The organism is Mycolicibacterium aromaticivorans JS19b1 = JCM 16368 (assembly GCF_000559085.1).
GTDB lineage: Bacteria > Actinomycetota > Actinomycetes > Mycobacteriales > Mycobacteriaceae > Mycobacterium > Mycobacterium aromaticivorans.
Window position 1 is genome coordinate 176,857 of the sequence record NZ_JALN02000001.1, and the last position, 17,371, is coordinate 194,227.

Annotated in this window: 15 protein-coding genes; 8 read left to right on the forward strand and 7 right to left on the reverse strand. The window is 66.9% G+C overall.

What is annotated here, in order from left to right; translation table 11 throughout:
* Nucleotides 1-4: 4 nt before the first annotated feature.
* Nucleotides 5-985 carry a quinone oxidoreductase family protein gene (locus Y900_RS00840; protein ID WP_036337870.1) on the forward strand — a complete coding sequence of 327 codons (981 nt, stop codon included), beginning with the start codon at nt 5-7 and terminating at the stop codon, nt 983-985.
* On the opposite strand, the gene Y900_RS00845 is transcribed toward Y900_RS00840, so the two are convergent.
* Nucleotides 982-1,911 carry a heme o synthase gene (locus tag Y900_RS00845; RefSeq protein ID WP_036337872.1) on the reverse strand — a complete coding sequence of 310 codons (930 nt, stop codon included), beginning with the start codon at nt 1,909-1,911 and terminating at the stop codon, nt 982-984. The two genes, Y900_RS00840 and Y900_RS00845, sit on opposite strands and share 4 nt — an antisense overlap.
* Nucleotides 1,912-2,145: 234 nt before the next feature.
* Between Y900_RS00845 and tkt the strand changes: the two genes are divergently transcribed.
* The 7 genes from tkt to Y900_RS00880 are packed head-to-tail and all read left to right on the forward strand — an operon-like array spanning nt 2,146 to nt 10,403.
* Nucleotides 2,146-4,239: a transketolase gene (gene tkt, locus Y900_RS00850; protein ID WP_036337875.1), complete on the forward strand. Its 2,094-nt coding sequence runs from the start codon at nt 2,146-2,148 to the stop codon at nt 4,237-4,239.
* Between the two features lie 27 nt (nt 4,240-4,266).
* A complete protein-coding gene (tal, locus tag Y900_RS00855) occupies nt 4,267-5,385 on the forward strand; it encodes a transaldolase (RefSeq protein WP_036337879.1) in 1,119 nt (372 codons plus the stop codon).
* Nucleotides 5,382-6,947: a glucose-6-phosphate dehydrogenase gene (gene zwf, locus Y900_RS00860; protein WP_051659806.1), complete on the forward strand. Its 1,566-nt coding sequence runs from the start codon at nt 5,382-5,384 to the stop codon at nt 6,945-6,947. Before tal ends, zwf begins: the two co-directional genes overlap by 4 nt.
* Nucleotides 6,948-7,005: 58 nt before the next feature.
* Nucleotides 7,006-7,917 carry a glucose-6-phosphate dehydrogenase assembly protein OpcA gene (gene opcA, locus Y900_RS00865; protein WP_036337882.1) on the forward strand — a complete coding sequence of 304 codons (912 nt, stop codon included), beginning with the start codon at nt 7,006-7,008 and terminating at the stop codon, nt 7,915-7,917.
* Nucleotides 7,918-7,942: 25 nt separating this feature from the next.
* Nucleotides 7,943-8,686: a 6-phosphogluconolactonase gene (gene pgl / locus Y900_RS00870; RefSeq protein ID WP_036337884.1), complete on the forward strand. Its 744-nt coding sequence runs from the start codon at nt 7,943-7,945 to the stop codon at nt 8,684-8,686.
* Nucleotides 8,687-8,690: 4 nt separating this feature from the next.
* Nucleotides 8,691-9,077, forward strand: coding sequence for a hypothetical protein (locus tag Y900_RS00875; protein WP_036337887.1), 387 nt, complete (start codon nt 8,691-8,693; stop codon nt 9,075-9,077).
* 9 nt (nt 9,078-9,086) lie between these two features.
* Nucleotides 9,087-10,403: a cytochrome P450 gene (locus Y900_RS00880; RefSeq protein WP_036337890.1), complete on the forward strand. Its 1,317-nt coding sequence runs from the start codon at nt 9,087-9,089 to the stop codon at nt 10,401-10,403.
* A 160-nt stretch (nt 10,404-10,563) separates the two neighbouring features.
* On the opposite strand, the gene Y900_RS00885 is transcribed toward Y900_RS00880, so the two are convergent.
* From Y900_RS00885 to gap, 6 genes are all read right to left on the reverse strand, one after another.
* Nucleotides 10,564-11,031, reverse strand: a complete 468-nt coding sequence (locus tag Y900_RS00885; protein ID WP_036337893.1) for a DUF309 domain-containing protein — start codon at nt 11,029-11,031, stop codon at nt 10,564-10,566.
* A 3-nt stretch (nt 11,032-11,034) separates the two neighbouring features.
* Nucleotides 11,035-13,842, reverse strand: coding sequence for a phosphoenolpyruvate carboxylase (gene ppc, locus Y900_RS00890; protein ID WP_036337896.1), 2,808 nt, complete (start codon nt 13,840-13,842; stop codon nt 11,035-11,037).
* A 135-nt stretch (nt 13,843-13,977) separates the two neighbouring features.
* Nucleotides 13,978-14,211, reverse strand: coding sequence for a preprotein translocase subunit SecG (gene secG / locus Y900_RS00895; RefSeq protein ID WP_036337899.1), 234 nt, complete (start codon nt 14,209-14,211; stop codon nt 13,978-13,980).
* A 54-nt stretch (nt 14,212-14,265) separates the two neighbouring features.
* Nucleotides 14,266-15,051 (reverse strand): triose-phosphate isomerase, encoded by a 786-nt coding sequence (gene tpiA, locus Y900_RS00900; protein WP_036337902.1) that lies wholly within the window; start codon nt 15,049-15,051, stop codon nt 14,266-14,268.
* A 7-nt stretch (nt 15,052-15,058) separates the two neighbouring features.
* Complete coding sequence (locus Y900_RS00905) at nt 15,059-16,267, reverse strand: phosphoglycerate kinase (protein WP_036337905.1); 1,209 nt, start codon at nt 16,265-16,267, stop codon at nt 15,059-15,061.
* Nucleotides 16,268-16,272: 5 nt separating this feature from the next.
* Nucleotides 16,273-17,295, reverse strand: a complete 1,023-nt coding sequence (gene gap, locus Y900_RS00910) for a type I glyceraldehyde-3-phosphate dehydrogenase (protein ID WP_036337908.1) — start codon at nt 17,293-17,295, stop codon at nt 16,273-16,275.
* Nucleotides 17,296-17,371 lie beyond the last annotated feature (76 nt).

Here is a 17,371-nt window from a genome sequence, read left to right on the forward strand (position 1 = left end):
TGACATGCACGCAATCGAAGTCGCCGCGACGGGCGGTCCCGAGGTCCTGAAATACGTCGAGAAGCCGCAGCCCACACCCGGCCCGGCCGAGGTGCTCATCCAGGCGGATGCGATCGGCGTCAACTACATCGACACCTACTTCCGGTCCGGTCTGTATCCGCGGGAACTGCCGTTCGTGGTGGGCACCGAGGTCTGCGGAACGATCGTTGCGGTCGGCGACGACGTCGCGGCCATCACGCCCGGCGACCGGGTTGTCACCGCGGTGGCGTCCGGAGCTTATGCCGAGTTCTGCACGGCCCCAGCAGATTTCGTCGCCTACGTGCCTGATTCGGTACCGTCGGACGCCATCGCCTCGGCGCTGCTCAAAGGTATGACCGCGCACTATCTGATCAAGTCGGTGTACACGGTGCAGGCCCGCGATTTCGTGCTCGTGCACGCCGGGGCCGGCGGCGTCGGACTGATCCTGACCCAGTGGGCCACCAGCCTGGGTGCGCGGGTGATCACCACCGCCTCGAGCCCGCAGAAGGCGGAGCTGTCGCGGCAGGCCGGCGCGATCGAGGTGCTGGACTACCCCGAGGACCCCGCCGACTTCGCCGCCGCGATCCGCGAGCTCACCAACGGCCACGGTGTCGCCGCCGTTTACGACGGTGTCGGCAAGACCACATTCGACGCCAGCCTCGCGAGCCTGGCGATCCGCGGCACCCTGGCACTGTTCGGCGCGTCCAGCGGACCCGTCCCGCCGGTCGATCCGCAGCGGCTCAACGCCGCCGGGTCGGTGTTCCTCACCCGGCCCAACCTCGCCCACTTCACCCGTACGCCGGACGAATTCGCGTGGCGCGCCGGTGAGCTACTGGAAGCGATCGCGTCCGGCGCCATCACGATAACGGTCGGTGGCCATTACCCGCTGGCCGAAGCCGCCCAGGCGCACCGGGATCTCCAGGGCCGCAAGACGACCGGCTCGATCGTACTGCTGCCTCAGAACTAGCTGAACAGCGTCGGCAGCGCCAGCGCCGAGTCGACGGCGAGTGCGACGAACACCAGCGCCAGGTAGTTGTTGGACTGCAGGAACAGTCGCAGCGGCTTGACCGGGTTGCCGCGACGCACGCCGGCATGCAGGCGATGCGCCATGATCAGGAACCAGGCCCCGGCCAGTGCGGCCACCGAGCCGTACAGCCAGCCGGCGGCCGGCGCGAGCGCCAGCGTGGCGATCACGGTCAGCCAGGTGTAGATCAGAATCTGCTTGGTGACCTGCAACTCGGTGGCCACCACCGGCAGCATGGGCACGCCCGCGGCGCGATAGTCGTCCTTGTACTTCATGGCCAGCGCCCAGGTGTGCGGCGGCGTCCAGAAGAAGATGATCGCGAACATCACCAGCGCCTGCCAGCCGATCGTGTCGGTGACGGCCGACCAGCCGATCATCACCGGCATGCAGCCGGCAGCACCGCCCCACACCACGTTCTGCGAGGTGCGGCGCTTGAGCAGCAGGGTGTAGACGAGCACGTAGAAGGCGATCGTGGCCGCGGCCAGGTGCGCTGAGAGCAGGTTGGTGGTCCACCACAGCCAGAAGAACGATCCGACCGAGAGCGTCAGCCCGAACACCAGGGCGTGGCTGCGGGGCACGGTGGCCCTGGCAAGCGGCCGCCGTTCGGTGCGCTTCATCACCTTGTCGATGTCGGCGTCGGCCACACAGTTGAGCGTGTTGGCACCTGCCGCGGCCAGCAGACCGCCGAACAGGGTGTTGAGGATCAGCGGCAGGTCGACGGTGCCGCGGCCGGCCAACAGCATGGCCGGAATGGTGGTGACGAGCAGCAGCTCGATGACCCGCGGTTTGGTCAGGGCGAGGTATCCCAGCAGCCTGTCGCGGAACCGAATGGGCGCCCCGTCAACGAGGTGCACTTCGCGAACTCTCACGCAACTGACTCCTGACCCGACGATCTACTACAGAGGATGGTAGTCGCCCGGGCACAGTCCCTGACACCGACGGGTCGATTCACGGCGATTCCACCGTGATGACACAGTTCGAGGTGTAGAGCTTCACCCGCGGGTAACGCTGGTAGCAGCACTATGCAGCCGAGCACCGAGCAGCACTAGGGTGAAGAGGACCACCCCAGCTTGCCGCGTTTTGACTAAGCCAGGAGCGAGTTTGTGACCACTGTCGAAGAGATCGCCACGCTGACCCAGCCCCACCACCCGGACGATTGGACGCCAGTCGATTCGAAGGCCGTCGACACGGTCCGGGTCCTGGCCGCCGACGCGGTGCAGAAGGTCGGCAACGGCCACCCGGGAACCGCCATGAGCCTGGCGCCGCTGGCCTACACGCTGTTCCAGCGGGTGATGCGGCACGATCCGAGCGACACCCACTGGCTGGGTCGCGACCGATTCGTCCTGTCCTGCGGCCACAGCAGCCTGACGCTGTACCTGCAGCTGTACCTGGGTGGGTTCGGCCTGGAGCTCTCCGACATCGAATCGCTGCGCACCTGGGGTTCCAAGACCCCCGGCCACCCGGAGTTCCGGCACACCCTGGGCGTGGAGATCACCACCGGCCCGCTGGGCCAGGGACTGGCATCCGCGGTCGGCATGGCGATGGCCGCACGCTACGAGCGCGGGCTGTTCGATCCCGACGCCCCGGCCGGCACCAGCCCGTTCGACCACCACATCTACGTGATCGCCTCGGACGGCGACATCGAAGAGGGCATCACCAGCGAGGCGTCGTCACTGGCGGGCACCCAGCAACTGGGCAACCTCATCGTGTTCTACGACCACAACAAGATCTCGATCGAGCACGACACCGACATCGCTTTGAGCGAGGACGTCCCGGCCCGCTACCGCGCGTACGGCTGGCACGTGCAGGAAGTCGAGGGCGGCGAGAACGTCGTCGGCATCGAAGAAGCCATCGCCGAAGCCAAGAAGGTGACCGACAAGCCGTCGTTCATCGCCGTCCGGACGATCATCGGCTATCCGGCGCCGACCAAGATGAACACCGGTGGCGTGCACGGCGCCGCGCTCGGCGACGACGAGGTGGCCGCCACCAAGAAGGTCCTCGGTTTCGACCCGGACAAGAAGTTCGAGGTGCACGACGAGGTCATCGCGCACACCCGCAAGCTCGTCGACCGCGGTCGCGAGGCGCACGAGAAGTGGCAAGGCGATTTCGACGCCTGGGCGCAGCGCGAACCGGAGCGCAAGGCGCTGCTCGACCGGCTGCTGGCGCAGGAACTGCCCGACGGCTGGGACTCCGACATCACCTACTGGGAACCGGGTTCCAAGGCGGTCGCCACCCGCGCCGCCTTCGGCCAGGTCCTCAACGACGTCGCACCGAAACTGCCCGAATTGTGGGGTGGCTCAGCCGATCTGGCCGGTAGCAACAACACCACCATCAAGGGCGTCAAGTCGTTCGGGCCGCCGTCGATCTCCACCGAGGACTTCACCGCCGACTGGTACGGCCGGGTGCTGCACTTCGGGATCCGCGAGCACGCGATGGGTGCGATCCTGTCCGGCATCGTGCTGCACGGGCCGACCCGTGCCTTCGGCGGCACGTTCCTGCAATTCTCCGACTACATGCGGGCCTCGGTGCGACTGGCGTCGCTGATGGACATCGACACCATCTACATCTGGACGCACGACTCGATCGGTCTCGGCGAGGACGGCCCCACCCATCAGCCGATCGAGCACCTGGCCGCGCTGCGGGCGATCCCGAAGCTGTCGGTGGTGCGTCCCGGCGATCCGAACGAGACCGCCTACGCCTGGCGCAGCATCGTCGCTCGCGGCAACGGTGCCGGGCCGGTCGGTTTCATCCTGACCCGTCAGGGCATTCCGGTGCTGGAGGGCACCAGCGCCGAGGGCGTCCAGAAAGGTGGCTACGTCCTGGGCGGTGGGAACCCGGCCGATGACGCCGACGTGATCATCATCGCCACCGGATCTGAGCTGCAGCTGGCAGTCGACGCGCAGAAGTTGTTGGCGGCCAAGGACATCAACGCCTACGTGGTGTCGATGCCGTGCGTCGAGTGGTTCAACTCGCAGCCGCAGGAATACCGCGACAGCGTTCTTCCGCCCGACGTGTCGGCCCGGGTTGCGGTGGAAGCCGGTGTGGCGCAGAGCTGGTACCGATTCGTCGGCGACACCGGCGAGATCATCTCCATCGAGCACTACGGCGAATCCGCCGACGACAAGACCTTGTTCCGCGAGTTCGGGTTCACCGCCGAAGCTGTCGCCGACGCCGCGGAACGTGTGATCGACAACTAACCCGCACGACCAACTGAAGGGAACGTCATGGCACAGAATCCGAACCTCGCCGCACTGTCGGCGGCCGGTGTGTCCGTCTGGCTCGACGACCTGTCCCGGGACCGGTTGCGGTCGGGCAACCTGCAGGAGCTGATCGACACGCACAGCGTGGTCGGGGTCACCACCAACCCGTCGATCTTTCAGGCCGCCCTGTCCAACGGAAACGCCTACGACGCACAGGTTTCCGAGCTCGCCGAGCGTGGCGCCGACGTCGACGCGACGATCCGCACCGTCACCACCGACGACGTCCGGGAGGCCTGCGACGTATTGCGACCGCAGTGGGAGGCCTCCGACGGCGTCGACGGTCGGGTCTCGATCGAGGTCGACCCGCGGCTGGCCCACGAGACCGACAAGACCATCCTGCAGGCCATCGAGCTGTGGAAGATCGTCGACCGGCCCAACCTGCTGATCAAGATCCCGGCCACCGAGGCGGGGGTGCCCGCCATCGCGTCGGTGCTGGCCGAGGGCATCTCGGTCAACGTGACCCTGATCTTCTCCGTGGAGCGCTACCGGTTGGTGATGGACGCCTACCTGCAGGGCTTGGAGAAGGCCAAGGAAGCCGGCCACGACATCTCGAAGATCCATTCCGTCGCTTCGTTCTTCGTGTCCCGGGTTGACACCGAGATCGACAAGCGGCTGGAGAAGATCGGCTCTGATGACGCGCTGGCCCTGCGCGGACAGGCCGGCGTCGCGAATGCCCGGCTGGCGTACGCCGCCTACGAAGAGGTGTTCCTCGGCGGCGACCGGTTCCGCGCCCTGGCCGATGCCGGGGCACGGGTGCAGCGTCCGCTTTGGGCGTCCACGGGTGTCAAGAATCCCGACTACTCCGACACCCTCTACGTCACCGAGTTGGTCGCCCCGAACACGGTGAACACCATGCCGGAGAAGACGATGGACGCCGTTGCCGACCACGGGGTTGTCACCGGCGACACGATCACCGGCACCGCGGGCGCGGCGCAGGCGGTGTTCGACAAGCTCGACGCCATCGGCATCGACCTGCGTGACGTCTTCCTGCTGCTGGAGAACGAGGGCGTCGAGAAGTTCGAGAAGTCCTGGCAGGAACTGCTCGACGCGACTCAGGACCAGCTCGACGCCGCGGCCAAATGACGGACCGTCCCGTACCCGGGGTGGTAGCCCCCGCTCCGACCAGCTGGCACAACCCGCTGCGCGACAAGCGGGACAAGCGGATGCCGATGATCGCCGGCCCGTGCGGGGTGGTGATCTTCGGTGTGACCGGCGATCTGGCCCGCAAGAAACTGATGCCGGCGATCTACGACCTGGCCAACCGCGGTCTGTTGCCGCCATCGTTCTCGCTGGTCGGCTTCGCCCGGCGGGACTGGGCCGACGAGGATTTCGGCGCTATCGTGCACGACGCGGTCTGCCAGCACGCCCGTACCCCGTTTCGCCAAGAGGTGTGGGACCGGCTGGCCGAGGGCTTCCGGTTCGTCCAGGGCTCCTTCGACGACGAGGCGTCGTTCAGCCGGCTGGCCGAGACGCTGGAAAAGCTCGACGTGGAACGCGGCACCGGCGGCAATCACGCCTTCTACCTGTCGATTCCGCCGAAAGCCTTCCCGGTGGTCTGCGAGCAGCTGAAGAAGTCCGGACTGGCCCGCCAGCAGGAAGGCCGCTGGAGCCGGGTGGTCATCGAGAAGCCGTTCGGCCATGACCTGCAGAGCGCGATCGAGCTCAACCAGGTGGTCAACAGCGTGTTCCCCGAGGAGTCGGTGTTCCGCATCGACCACTACCTCGGCAAGGAGACGGTGCAGAACATCCTGGCGCTGCGCTTCGCCAACGAGCTGTTCGAGCCGATCTGGAACAACCATTACGTGGACAGTGTGCAGATCACCATGGCCGAGGACATCGGCCTCGGCGGTCGCGGCGGCTACTACGACGGGATCGGGGCGGCGCGCGACGTCATCCAGAACCATCTGCTGCAGCTGCTGGCGCTCACCGCGATGGAAGAGCCGGTCAGCTTCCACCCGGACGAAGTGAAAGCCGAGAAGATCAAGGTACTTTCGGCGACTTCGCTGGCGCAGCCACTGGATGCCACCTCCTCGCGCGGCCAGTACACCGCGGGATGGCAGGGCGGCGAGAAGGTCGTCGGGCTGCTCGACGAGGAGGGCTTCTCGAAGTCGTCCACCACCGAGACGTTCGCCGCGATCACCCTCGATGTCGACACCCGGCGCTGGGCCGGGGTGCCGTTCTATCTGCGGACCGGAAAGCGGTTGGGCCGCAGGGTGACTGAGGTGGCGCTGGTGTTCCGGCGAGCTCCTCACCTGCCGTTCGACGCAACGATGACCGAGGAATTGGGCAAGAACGCCTTGGTGATCCGCGTCCAGCCGGACGAGGGCATCACGCTGCGCTTCGGGTCGAAGGTGCCCGGCAGTGCCATGGAGGTCCGCGACGTCAACATGGACTTCTCCTACGGGTCGGCATTCGCCGAGGATTCCCCGGAAGCCTACGAGCGGCTGATCCTGGATGTCCTGCTCGGCGAGCCGTCACTGTTCCCGGGCAACGCCGAGGTCGAATTGTCCTGGGAGATACTCGATCCCGTGCTGGACTACTGGGCTTCCCACGGTAAGCCGGATCCCTACGAGTCGGGCACCTGGGGACCCGACTCGGCGTTCGAGGTGTTGCAGCGCTCCGGTCGTGAATGGAGGCGTCCCTAGTGATTCGCGCCGGCGCCGATGCAGAGCGAGGAACGAGCGATGAGGAGAAGCGGCGCCAATGATTGTCGACTTGCCCGATACGACGACGAACGTGCTCAACAAGAAGATCACCGCGCTGCGTGAAGAGGGTGGGGCGATCACGCTGGGCCGGGTGTTGACACTGGTGGTCGCACCCGACACCGAGGCCCGGGTCGAGGACTCCATCGAGGCGGCGGTGGCGGCGAGCCGGGAGCATCCCTGCCGCATCATCGTGGTGGTCCCGGCCGACCGGCTGGCCGGCGAAGCGCGCCTCGACGGTCAGCTGCGGGTTGGTGCCGACGCAGGTGCGGGCGAGGTGGTGGTGCTGCGGATCTCCGGTCCGCTGTCCAACCACGCCAGCAGTGTGGTGTTGCCCTTCCTGCTGCCAGACACCCCGGTGGTGGCTTGGTGGCCGGGCGTCGCTCCGGCCAACCCCGCGGAGGATCCGTTGGGCCGCTTGGCGATTCGCCGGATCACTGATGCCACCGGAACAGAGGACCCGCTGGCGGCGATCAAGAGCCGGCTGAACGGCTACACCGACGGCGACACCGACCTGGCGTGGAGCCGCATCACCTACTGGCGCGCGCTGCTCGCGTCGGCGGTGGACCAAGCGCCGTACGAGCCGCTGACGGCGGCGTCGGTGTCCGGGTTGAAGGACGAGCCGGCCCTCGACATCCTGGCTGGCTGGCTGGCCAGCCGGATCGACGGCACCGTGACCCGCGCCGTCGGTGAGTTGAAGGTCGAGTTGGTGCGCGCCTCCGAGACCGTGACGCTCGCCCGCCCGCAGGAGGGCGTGACCGCCACCCTGACCCGCACCGACCGCCCGGAGGCGCTGTTGCCGTTGCCGCGGCGAGAGACCCGCGAGTGCCTTGCCGAGGATCTTCGCCGGCTCGACGCCGACGAGATTTACCACGAGGCGTTGGCGGGTATTGAAAAGGTGCAGTACGTCTAATCGAGCCGAGTCGAAAGGTCGCGATGTGAACCAGATAGTCGAGACCTATCCGGATACCTCAGCGCTGGTGGCCGCCGTCGGCGACCGGCTGGTCCAGGCGATCACCGCCGCCGTCGCCGCACGCGGGCAGGCGTTCGTCGTATTGACCGGCGGCGGAACGGGAATCAACCTGCTCAAACATGTCGGCGCCCACGACGAGGCTATCGACTGGTCGAAGGTACACATCTTCTGGGGTGACGAACGATACGTCCCCGCCGATGACGACGATCGCAACGACAAGCAGGCACGCGAGGCGCTGCTCGACCACATCGACATCCCGGACAGCAACGTGCACCCGATGGCGGCCAGCGACGGCGAGTTCGGCGACGACCTGGACGCGGCGGCACTGGCCTACGAGAGTGTGCTCGCCGCCAATGCCGGACCGGGCGAACCGACACCGGTGTTCGATGTGCACCTGCTGGGGATGGGGCCGGAGGGCCACATCAACTCGCTGTTCCCGCATACCCCGGCGGTCGCGGAGACCAAGCGGCTGGTGGTCGGCGTCGAGGACTCCCCCAAACCGCCGCCCCGGCGGATCACGCTCACCCTGCCCGCCGTGAATCGCTCGCGCGAAGTGTGGCTGGTGGTATCGGGTGAGGGCAAGGCGGAGGCAGTAGCCGAAGCTGTCGGGGGCGCCAAGCCCGCAGACTGGCCGGCGGCCGGCGCGAAAGGAAGCGACGCCACGGTTTGGCTTCTGGACACCGAGGCGGCGAGCAAGCTGCCACACTGAGCCCATGGTTGACAAGCCGCCCGCGCCACGATCTGGCCGGGACCGGATCAAGACCCTGGCCCAGGCGGCGCTCAACGCCGACGTCACCGTCGACCAGCTCGACACCATCCTGTCCGGGATGAGCGAGGCGCTCACCGATCTGAACACCACGATGAGCGGACTGAACGGCACCCTCGAGTACTTCGAGGAGACGCTGGTCGTGTTCAACTCCACGCTGAACCGCATCGACGAGCTGGCGCCCCGGCTCGACGCGGTGGTCGCGCGCATGGAAGGGATCGTCGAGCGCGTCGAACGCATCGTGGGGGTCGGCGAAGCGGTGATCTCACCGCTTGCTGCCACCGAGTCGGCCATCCGCGGGGTGGTCAGCGCGATCCGCCGCCAGGGCCGCTAGCGCGTCACCATGGACCTGCACGTCAAAACCCGGGTGCACTGGTTGTTGGACTACGGACTTGCTCGTTCGGTGCTCACGGCGCTCGCTCATCGCGACGACCCGTTCGCCCGACTGGTCATCGACAGCGGTGGACCCGAGAACACCTATCGCCTCATCGAGGAGGTCCGCCGTCGGGGTCGAATGTCTCCCGGGATCGGCGGCGGTTGGGTCACCGCTGACGCGCAAATCGTCCGAAACATTCTGCGCGACGACCGATTCCGGACCATCAAACCGCAGGATCGGTTTCCTGTTCGTGCGGTCCGGTGGCTGGCCGCCAAGACGGCCCCGGACATGATGAATCCCGTCGAGCCACCGTCACTCCTGGTGGTGGATCCGCCCGTGCACACCCGGTTGCGTCGCCTGGTATCGCGTGCTTTCACACCTCGAGCGATCGACGGACTTCACGATCGCATTCACGAGATCACCAACAGGGTGCTCGACGATCTCGACGGCCAGTCGCACTGCGATCTGATCGCCACCTTCGCGGCCCGGATCCCCATCGAGGTCATTGCCGAGATGCTGGGACTCCCCGGCGAGGAGATAGCGGGGCTTCACGCTCTCGCCGACCCCGCGGCCAAGCTGCTGACCACAACAGTGCCCGCCTGGAACGACTTCTACACCGCCTCTGTAGCGCTGCGCGATTTCGAAGGCTACATCGCCGCACATATCGAGCGACTTCGGCTCAACGACGCGGACAACAGCATCCTGTCGGCCGTACTCCACGACGACGATCTCACCGAAGACGAGGTCAGGATGTTCGCCGGCCTGCTCCTCGGTGCCGGATTCATCACCACCACACACGCATTCGGCAACGCGGTGGTCGCGCTACTGCGTCATCCGGAACAGCTGGCGCACCTGCAAGCTCATCCCGAAGGCTGGTCCAACGCGGTCGAGGAGACGCTCCGCTACGACTCCGTCGCCCAGCTCGGGGTACGGGTGGCGACAGAGCCGCTGCAGATCGAGGGCTGCCCCATCGACGAAGGGCAGGCAGTATTCGTGCTCCTCGCCGGAGCGAACCGCGATCCGGTGCTGTTCGAGCGTCCCGACGAATTCGACCCCACACGCGCCAACGCGCGCGAACACCTCAGCTTCAGTTCCGGCATTCACGTCTGCATCGGCGCAGCGCTCGCCCGCCTAGAACTGAACATCGGCCTGGAAGCACTGTTTCGGCGCTTTCCGGCACTCGCACTGGATGGCGAGCCGACGCTCAACGACAGCACGTTGCTCCGCGGCGTGAAACGCCTACCCGTCAGCCTGGGAGCCGCACCGCGAGGTGCCGGCCGCTAGCGCGTCACCACCAGGGGTCACCGGGGTCGGTGCCTGACCACTCGCCCAAGACCTGTGCTGCGGTCTGCGGCAGCGGTCCGAGCAGCTCGGCGGTGTTCTCCAGAGAGCAGTCGGGTTGTGTCATAAACGTTTTGACGCTATCGGCCAGCTATTGGTTCCGTCACCGGGTCAGTCGCGGCCGCAACCGCTCCGCATCGATCTCGGCGCCTGCGGAGAGATCGTCGGCGAGCTCGGCCCCGGTTGCGGTCAGACCGGCGATGTCGATGCCGTAGGGCGCTCCCGGGACCTCGGCAAGCAGCGTTGATGCCCGGCGCAGCAGGGCGGCGGCACCCATGCGATTGCCGCGTTGGATGTGGGTGACGCCGACCGCGAACTGGGCCAGCCCCTGCCACAGCGGCCGCTCGCCGTCGGGTCCGTTCTTCCAGGCCGCCTCGAAGACTTCGTGAGCGTGAAACGCGCTCCCTCGGCTGAGCAGATCTTGCGCGTAGGCCAGGGTTTCGGCCGGCGGAAGACTCAGGTCGTCCGGAATTCGGGGTTCCCCCTGCGCGCCCGGCGGCAGAGGTCGGCCGAGTGCGTCGCGGGCCCTGGCATTGCGGGGTCGGCCGGACTCGTCGCGATCGCGATCCATCTGCTAGCCGCTGTTGCGCAGCGCCGATGCCAGCCCGCTCATGGTGAGCAGGATGCCGCGCTGGACCAGCTCGTCGTCGTCTCCGGACCGGTAGCGGCGCAACAGCTCGACTTGTAAGTGGTTGAGCGGCTCCAGGTATGGAAAGCGGTTGAACACCGACCTGGCCAGCGCCGGGTTGTCGGCGAGCAGGTCGTCCTGGCCGGTGATCAGCTGATGGACCCGCAGCGTGCGGCCGTACTCGGCGACGATCTTGTCGAACACCCGGGCGCGCAGTTCCTCGTCGTCGACCAATTCGGAGTACCGCGCGGCCAACCCCATGTCTGCCTTGGCCAGTACCTGCGCCATGTTGGACAGCACGGTGGCGAAGAACGGCCAGTTCTTGTAGAGCTCCTGCAGCACTTCGAGCCGGGCCTCGGGCGATTCCGGACCATCGGCGATCCACTCCTCGACCGCGGTACCCGTGCCATACCAGCCGGGCAGCATCACCCGCGACTGGCTCCAGGCCAGCACCCACGGGATGGCCCGCAGATCGGAGATCGATGTGGTGGGTTTGCGCGACGTCGGCCTGCTGCCGATGTTGAGGGAACCGATCTCGCTGACCGGTGTCGAGGCCTTGAAGTAGTCCACGAAACCCGGTGTCTCGTGCACCAATTCGGCGTACGCGCGCTGGGCACGGGCGGCCAGGTCGTCGAGTACCTCGTAGGCCTGCTCGGCGAGGTCGCCGAGGCCCTCGGTGTCGAGCAGCGTCGACTCCAGCGTGGCGGCGAGCAAGGTCTCCAGATTGCGGTGCGCGATCCGCGGCTCGGCGTACTTGGCGGCGATCACCTCGCCCTGTTCGGTCAGCCGAAGCGAACCGTTCACCGCGCCAGGCGGCTGGGCCAAAATCGCATCGTAGCTCGGGCCGCCGCCGCGGCCGACGGTGCCGCCCCGACCGTGGAAGAGCCGCAACCGAATTCCGGTCTTGCGGGCCGATTCCACGAGATCCAGTTCGGCCCGGTAGAGCGCCCAGTTGGCGGCCAGGTATCCGCCGTCCTTGTTGGAGTCCGAATAGCCGAGCATCACCTCCTGGCTCTCGCCTCGGGCGTGCACCATCGCGCGGTAGAGCGGCAGGTCCAGCGCTGACTCGAGGATCGACGCGCCGTGCTGCAGGTCGTCGATCGTTTCGAACAGGGGCACAATCCCGACGGGCGCGTAGACGTCTTCACCCGAAACATCAAGCAGCCCAGATTCTTTGAGAAGGATCGCGGCTTCCAGCATGTCCGAGACCGACTGGCACATCGAGATGATGTAGTTGGGCACCGCTTCGGGGCCGAACACCGTGACCGCGCGGGCGGCGGCGAACACGATGTCGAGCTCTTTGCGGGCCAGCTCGGAGAGCTCGGAGTCGTCGCGGACCAGCGGCCGGCGGGTCTTCAGCTCGGCGGCCAGCACCTCGACCCGCTCCGGCTCGGACAGCGACGCATAGTCCGGATGGACCCCGGCCCAGGACAGCAGTTCGGCGACGACCTCTTCGTGCACCTCGGAGTTCTGCCGCATGTCCAGGCTGCTCAGGTGAAAACCGAACACGTCCACGGCCTCCCGCAACCGGGCAAGCCGGTCGTCGGCCAGCAGGGTGCTGCCGTGCGCGCGCAGTGATGCGTCGATGGTGTTCAGGTCGGCGAGCAGCTCGTCGGGTGTCTCGTACGGTTCGAGGCCGAGATCGAGGGTGTGCGCCGGTTCGCGATCGAGGATCTTCTGCCCGGTCGCGGTGAGCCGGGCGTGCACCACCCGCAGTGCGCGCCGGTAGGGTTCGTCCATCCGGGCCGGCTCGTGGCAGGCGTCGGCCAGTGCGACGAGAGCGTCGGTGGTCTTCACCAGGCGCGCCGACATCGACAATTCCTGTTCGAGCTTGTTGAGCTCGGCGAAGTAATGGCCCAACGCGGTGTAGGAGGCGCTGCCGGTGGCCAGCCGGACCACCTCGGCGGTGACGTTCGGGTTTCCGTCGCGATCGCCGCCGATCCAGGAGCCCGGCCGCAGGATCGGCTCGGGCAGCAGGCCGGCGTCGGGCCAGCGGGTTCGCAGCGCTTCGCGAACCTCGGCATTGACCTTCGGGATCACGTCGAAGAAAGCCGCTGGGTAGTACCGCAGGCCGACTTCGATTTCGTCCTGGATCTTCAAGCGGGACAACCGGATCAACGCGGTCTGCCACAGCGTGAGGATCTGCCTGCGCAGCTCGGTCTCGACCGGCCGGCCGTCCTCGGTTTCGTCCTGACCATGCAGCCGCACCCGCATGAGCTGGGTGATGCGGTGCTGGGTGTCGAAGACGGTGCGTCTGCGGGTCTCGGTGGGATGGGCGGTGATGACCGGCGCGACCAATGCTCCCGTGAGTGCTTTCTGCACCGTAGCCGCGTCCAACTGCGCGGCATCGAGCTTGGCGTAGGTGGCGGCCAGGGTGCTGTTCTGCGGCGCTTCGCCGGCGGCGACGTGGATCGCGCGGCGCCGTTCGCGGTGGATGTCCTCGGCGACGTTGGCCAGCAGGGCGAAGTGACTGAAGGCGCGGATCACCGGGATGGCCTGGTGGACGTCGATGCCGTCGAACAGCTGGGCCAGCTCGGACCGGTCGATCTCGGATCGGCGCACCCGGAACGATTCGACGCGGGCCTTTTCGACGAGGTCGAACACCTCGTCGCCGTTCTGCTCGCGCACGGTGTCACCAAGGATCGCCCCGAGCAGCCGGATGTCCTCCCGCATCGGCTCGGTGGCCTCCCGCCCGACCTGGGTGCGCTGTACCGCGCCGATCGGTTCCAGCGACACATCCGGAGCTTCAGCCATCCCCCAAGTATTCCGGTGTCCGCTATCCCGTGCAGGGCGTGGGGTCGTGGCGTTGTCCACAGAGCAGCGGGTCAATGACGCGCACCATCCAGAACGGTTGCTCCGGGAGGACGACGGGGAGTCGGCTTGAGGCGACTAGCTGTACTTGATCTGCAGCGCCATGCCGATGATGGACACCACCCAGATACCGGTGACGAACAGCGTGAGGCGGTCGAGGTTCTTCTCGACCACGGTCGACCCGGAGAGGCTGGACTGCACACCGCCGCCGAACAGCGTCGACAGGCCGCCACCCTTGGCGCGGTGCAGGAGCACCAAGAGCACCACCAGAACGCTGGTGGTGACCAGGATGATCTGCAGAGTCAAAACCATGGCGACCAGACTACCTGGTGGGGGCCATCGTCACGGAATCGGTCACGGCATCGGTCACGGGAGGGGACCGCCCGCGGCGATCGCCGACAGGGTGGCGAACTGCTCCCCGTCCAGCGACGCCCCGCCGACCAGGGCGCCGTCGACGTCCTGCTGAGCGACGATCTCACCGACGTTCTTGGCGTTCACCGAGCCGCCGTAGAGCACCCGGACGCCATCGGCGATCTCCTGCGTCGCGATGTTGCCGAGCTCGGCCCGGATCGCGGCGCACACCTCCTGCGCGTCGGCAGCGCTGGCCACCCGGCCCGTGCCGATCGCCCACACCGGCTCGTAGGCGATGACGACGTCGGCGAGTTGCTCCTTGGTGAGCCCGGCCAGCGAGCCGCGTAACGAGTTCACGTTGAACTCGACGTGGTCGCCCGCCTCGCGGACCTCGAGCTGCTCACCGATGCAGACGATCGGCGTCAGTCCGTGCCGGAACGCCGCGGCCGCCTTCTCGGCGACCACCGCGTCGTCCTCGTGGTGATACGTACGCCGCTCGGAGTGCCCGACCACCACGAATGTGCACCCCAGCTTGGCCAGGAACGCACCGCTGATATCGCCGGTGTAGGCGCCCGAATCGTGCTGCGACACGTCCTGCGCGCCGTAGGTCAGCCGCAGCTTGTCGCCATCGACCAGGGTCTGCACGCTGCGCAGATCGGTGAACGGCGGGATCACCGTCACGTCGACCTTGTCGAAGTACTTGTCGGGCAACGAGAACGCGATCTTCTGGACCAGCGCGATGGCCTCGAAGTGGTTGAGGTTCATCTTCCAGTTGCCCGCGATCAGCGGTTTACGGGACACAGGGCTCCTAGTTCAATACTTCGATGCCGGGCAGTGTTTTGCCCTCAAGGTATTCCAGCGATGCACCGCCGCCGGTCGAAATGTGCGAGAAACCGTCCTCCGGCAGACCCAGTTGGCGCACCGCGGCCGCCGAATCGCCGCCGCCGACGACACTGAACGCGCCCTTGCCGGTCGCGGCGACGATGGCCTCGGCCACGCCCTTGGTCCCCGCGGCGAACGCGGGGAACTCGAACACGCCCATCGGTCCGTTCCAGAAGATGGTGCGGGCGTTGGACAACAGCTTGGTGAACCGCTTCACCGACTCCGGGCCGATGTCCAGACCCATCTTGTCGGCCGGGATGCTGTCCGCCCACACGGTTTCCGCCGGCGAGTCGGCCGCAAACTTCTCCGCGACCACAATGTCCACCGGCAGGTGGATCACGTCACCGTAGGTCTCCAGCAGCTGACGGCAGGTGTCGATCATCTCCTCCTGCAGCAGCGAAGTGCCGACCGAAACACCTTGCGCGGCAAGGAAGGTGAAGCACATGCCGCCACCGATGACGATGCTGTCCGCCTTGGTCGCCAGATTCTCGATGACGGCGAGCTTGTCCGACACCTTCGACCCGCCGAGCACCACGGCGTACGGCCGCTCACTGGAGCTGGTCAGCTGTTGGAGCACCTTGACCTCGGCGGCGACCAGCGTTCCCGCGTAGTGCGGCAGCAATGTGGCGACGTCGTACACCGACGCCTGCTTGCGGTGCACCACACCGAACCCGTCGGAGACGAAAGCGCCGTCCTCGCCGACCAATTCGACGAGCGCCTTGGCCAGCGCCAGCCGTTCGCTGTCGTCCTTGCTGGTCTCACGCGGGTCGAACCGGATGTTCTCCAGCAGCAGGACATCGCCGTCGGTGAGTCCCTCGGCGCGGGCGAGCGCATCTGTGCCGACCACGTCCCCGGCCAGCTGGACGTGCCTGCCCAGCCGCTCGGACAACGCGGTAGCCACCGGCGCCAGCGAGAACGCCGGATCCACACCACCTTTGGGGCGGCCGAGGTGAGCGGTCACGATGACCTTCGCCCCGGCGTCGGCCAGCGCCTTCAGCGTCGGGACCGACGCGATGATGCGACCCGGATCAGTGATCTTCCCACCGTCGAGCGGGACGTTCAGGTCGGAGCGCACGAGAACGCCCCGACCCGAAACACCCTCGGCCAGCAGGTCGTCGAGTGTCTGGACGGCCATTGCTGCTACAGCGACTTGCCGACCAGCGCGACCAGGTCCACCAGGCGGTTCGAGTAGCCCCACTCGTTGTCGTACCACGACACGACCTTGGCCTGGTTGTCGATGACCTTGGTCAAACCCGAGTCGAAGATCGAGCTGTGCGGGTCGGTGACGATGTCGCTGGACACGATCGGCGCGTCGTAATACTTCAGGATGCCCTTGAGCTTGCCGTCGGCGGCGGCCTTCATCGCGGCGTTGATGTCGGCAGCGCTCGCCGACTTGCTCAGCTCGGCGGTCAGGTCGGTCACCGACCCGGTGGGGATCGGCACCCGCAGCGCGTAGCCGTCCAGCTTGCCCTTGAGCTCCGGCAGCACCAGGCCGATCGCCTTGGCGGCGCCGGTCGAGGTCGGCACGATGTTCAGCGCGGCCGCCCGGGCACGGCGCAGATCGCTGTGCGGGCCGTCCTGCAGGTTCTGATCCTGGGTGTAGGCGTGGATCGTCGTCATCAGACCCTTGACGATGCCGAACTCGTCGTTGAGGACCTTGGCCAGGGGGCCGAGGCAGTTCGTGGTGCACGACGCATTCGAGATGATGTTCTGGCTACCGTCGTACTTGTCGTCGTTCACGCCCAGCACGATCGTGATGTCCTCGTCGGTGGCCGGCGCGGAGATGATGACCTTCTTGGCACCCGCATCGAGGTGGCCCTGCGCCTTGTCGCGCTTGGTGAAGATGCCGGTGGACTCGACGACGATGTCGACGCCGAGGTCGCCCCACGGCAGTTCAGCCGGGCCGGCCTTGACCTCGAGTGCTTTGATCTTGGTGTCGCCGACCACGATGGTGTCCTCACCCTCGAGGCTCACGTCGTAGGGCAACCGGCCCAGAATCGAGTCGAATTTCAGCAGGTGCGCGAGCGTCGCATTGTCGGTCAGATCGTTGACGGCGATGATCTCGATATCCGCGTTCTTGCCCTGCGCCTTCTGCGCGTCGAGAGCCCGGAAGAAGTTGCGTCCGATGCGGCCGAAGCCGTTAACGCCAACCCGGATGGTCACGTTGTCTCCTCTAGTAGCTTCTCAGTACCCGCCCAGCCTAGTGGCCTGTTCACCGGCATGCGCGACCGCCTGGAAC

What these genes read in the sequence shown, in the direction of transcription:
- Y900_RS00840 (WP_036337870.1), top strand. Translation starts at nt 5, where the DNA reads ATGCACGCAATCGAAGTCGCCGCGACGGGCGGTCCCGAGGTCCTGAAA.
- tal (WP_036337879.1), top strand. Translation starts at nt 4,267, where the DNA reads ATGGCACAGAATCCGAACCTCGCCGCACTGTCGGCGGCCGGTGTGTCC.
- zwf (WP_051659806.1), top strand. Translation starts at nt 5,382, where the DNA reads ATGACGGACCGTCCCGTACCCGGGGTGGTAGCCCCCGCTCCGACCAGC.
- opcA (WP_036337882.1), top strand. Translation starts at nt 7,006, where the DNA reads ATGATTGTCGACTTGCCCGATACGACGACGAACGTGCTCAACAAGAAG.
- Y900_RS00875 (WP_036337887.1), top strand. Translation starts at nt 8,691, where the DNA reads ATGGTTGACAAGCCGCCCGCGCCACGATCTGGCCGGGACCGGATCAAG.
- Y900_RS00880 (WP_036337890.1), top strand. Translation starts at nt 9,087, where the DNA reads ATGGACCTGCACGTCAAAACCCGGGTGCACTGGTTGTTGGACTACGGA.
- Y900_RS00885 (WP_036337893.1), bottom strand. Translation starts at nt 11,031, where the DNA reads ATGGATCGCGATCGCGACGAGTCCGGCCGACCCCGCAATGCCAGGGCC.
- ppc (WP_036337896.1), bottom strand. Translation starts at nt 13,842, where the DNA reads ATGGCTGAAGCTCCGGATGTGTCGCTGGAACCGATCGGCGCGGTACAG.
- secG (WP_036337899.1), bottom strand. Translation starts at nt 14,211, where the DNA reads ATGGTTTTGACTCTGCAGATCATCCTGGTCACCACCAGCGTTCTGGTG.
- Y900_RS00905 (WP_036337905.1), bottom strand. Translation starts at nt 16,267, where the DNA reads ATGGCCGTCCAGACACTCGACGACCTGCTGGCCGAGGGTGTTTCGGGT.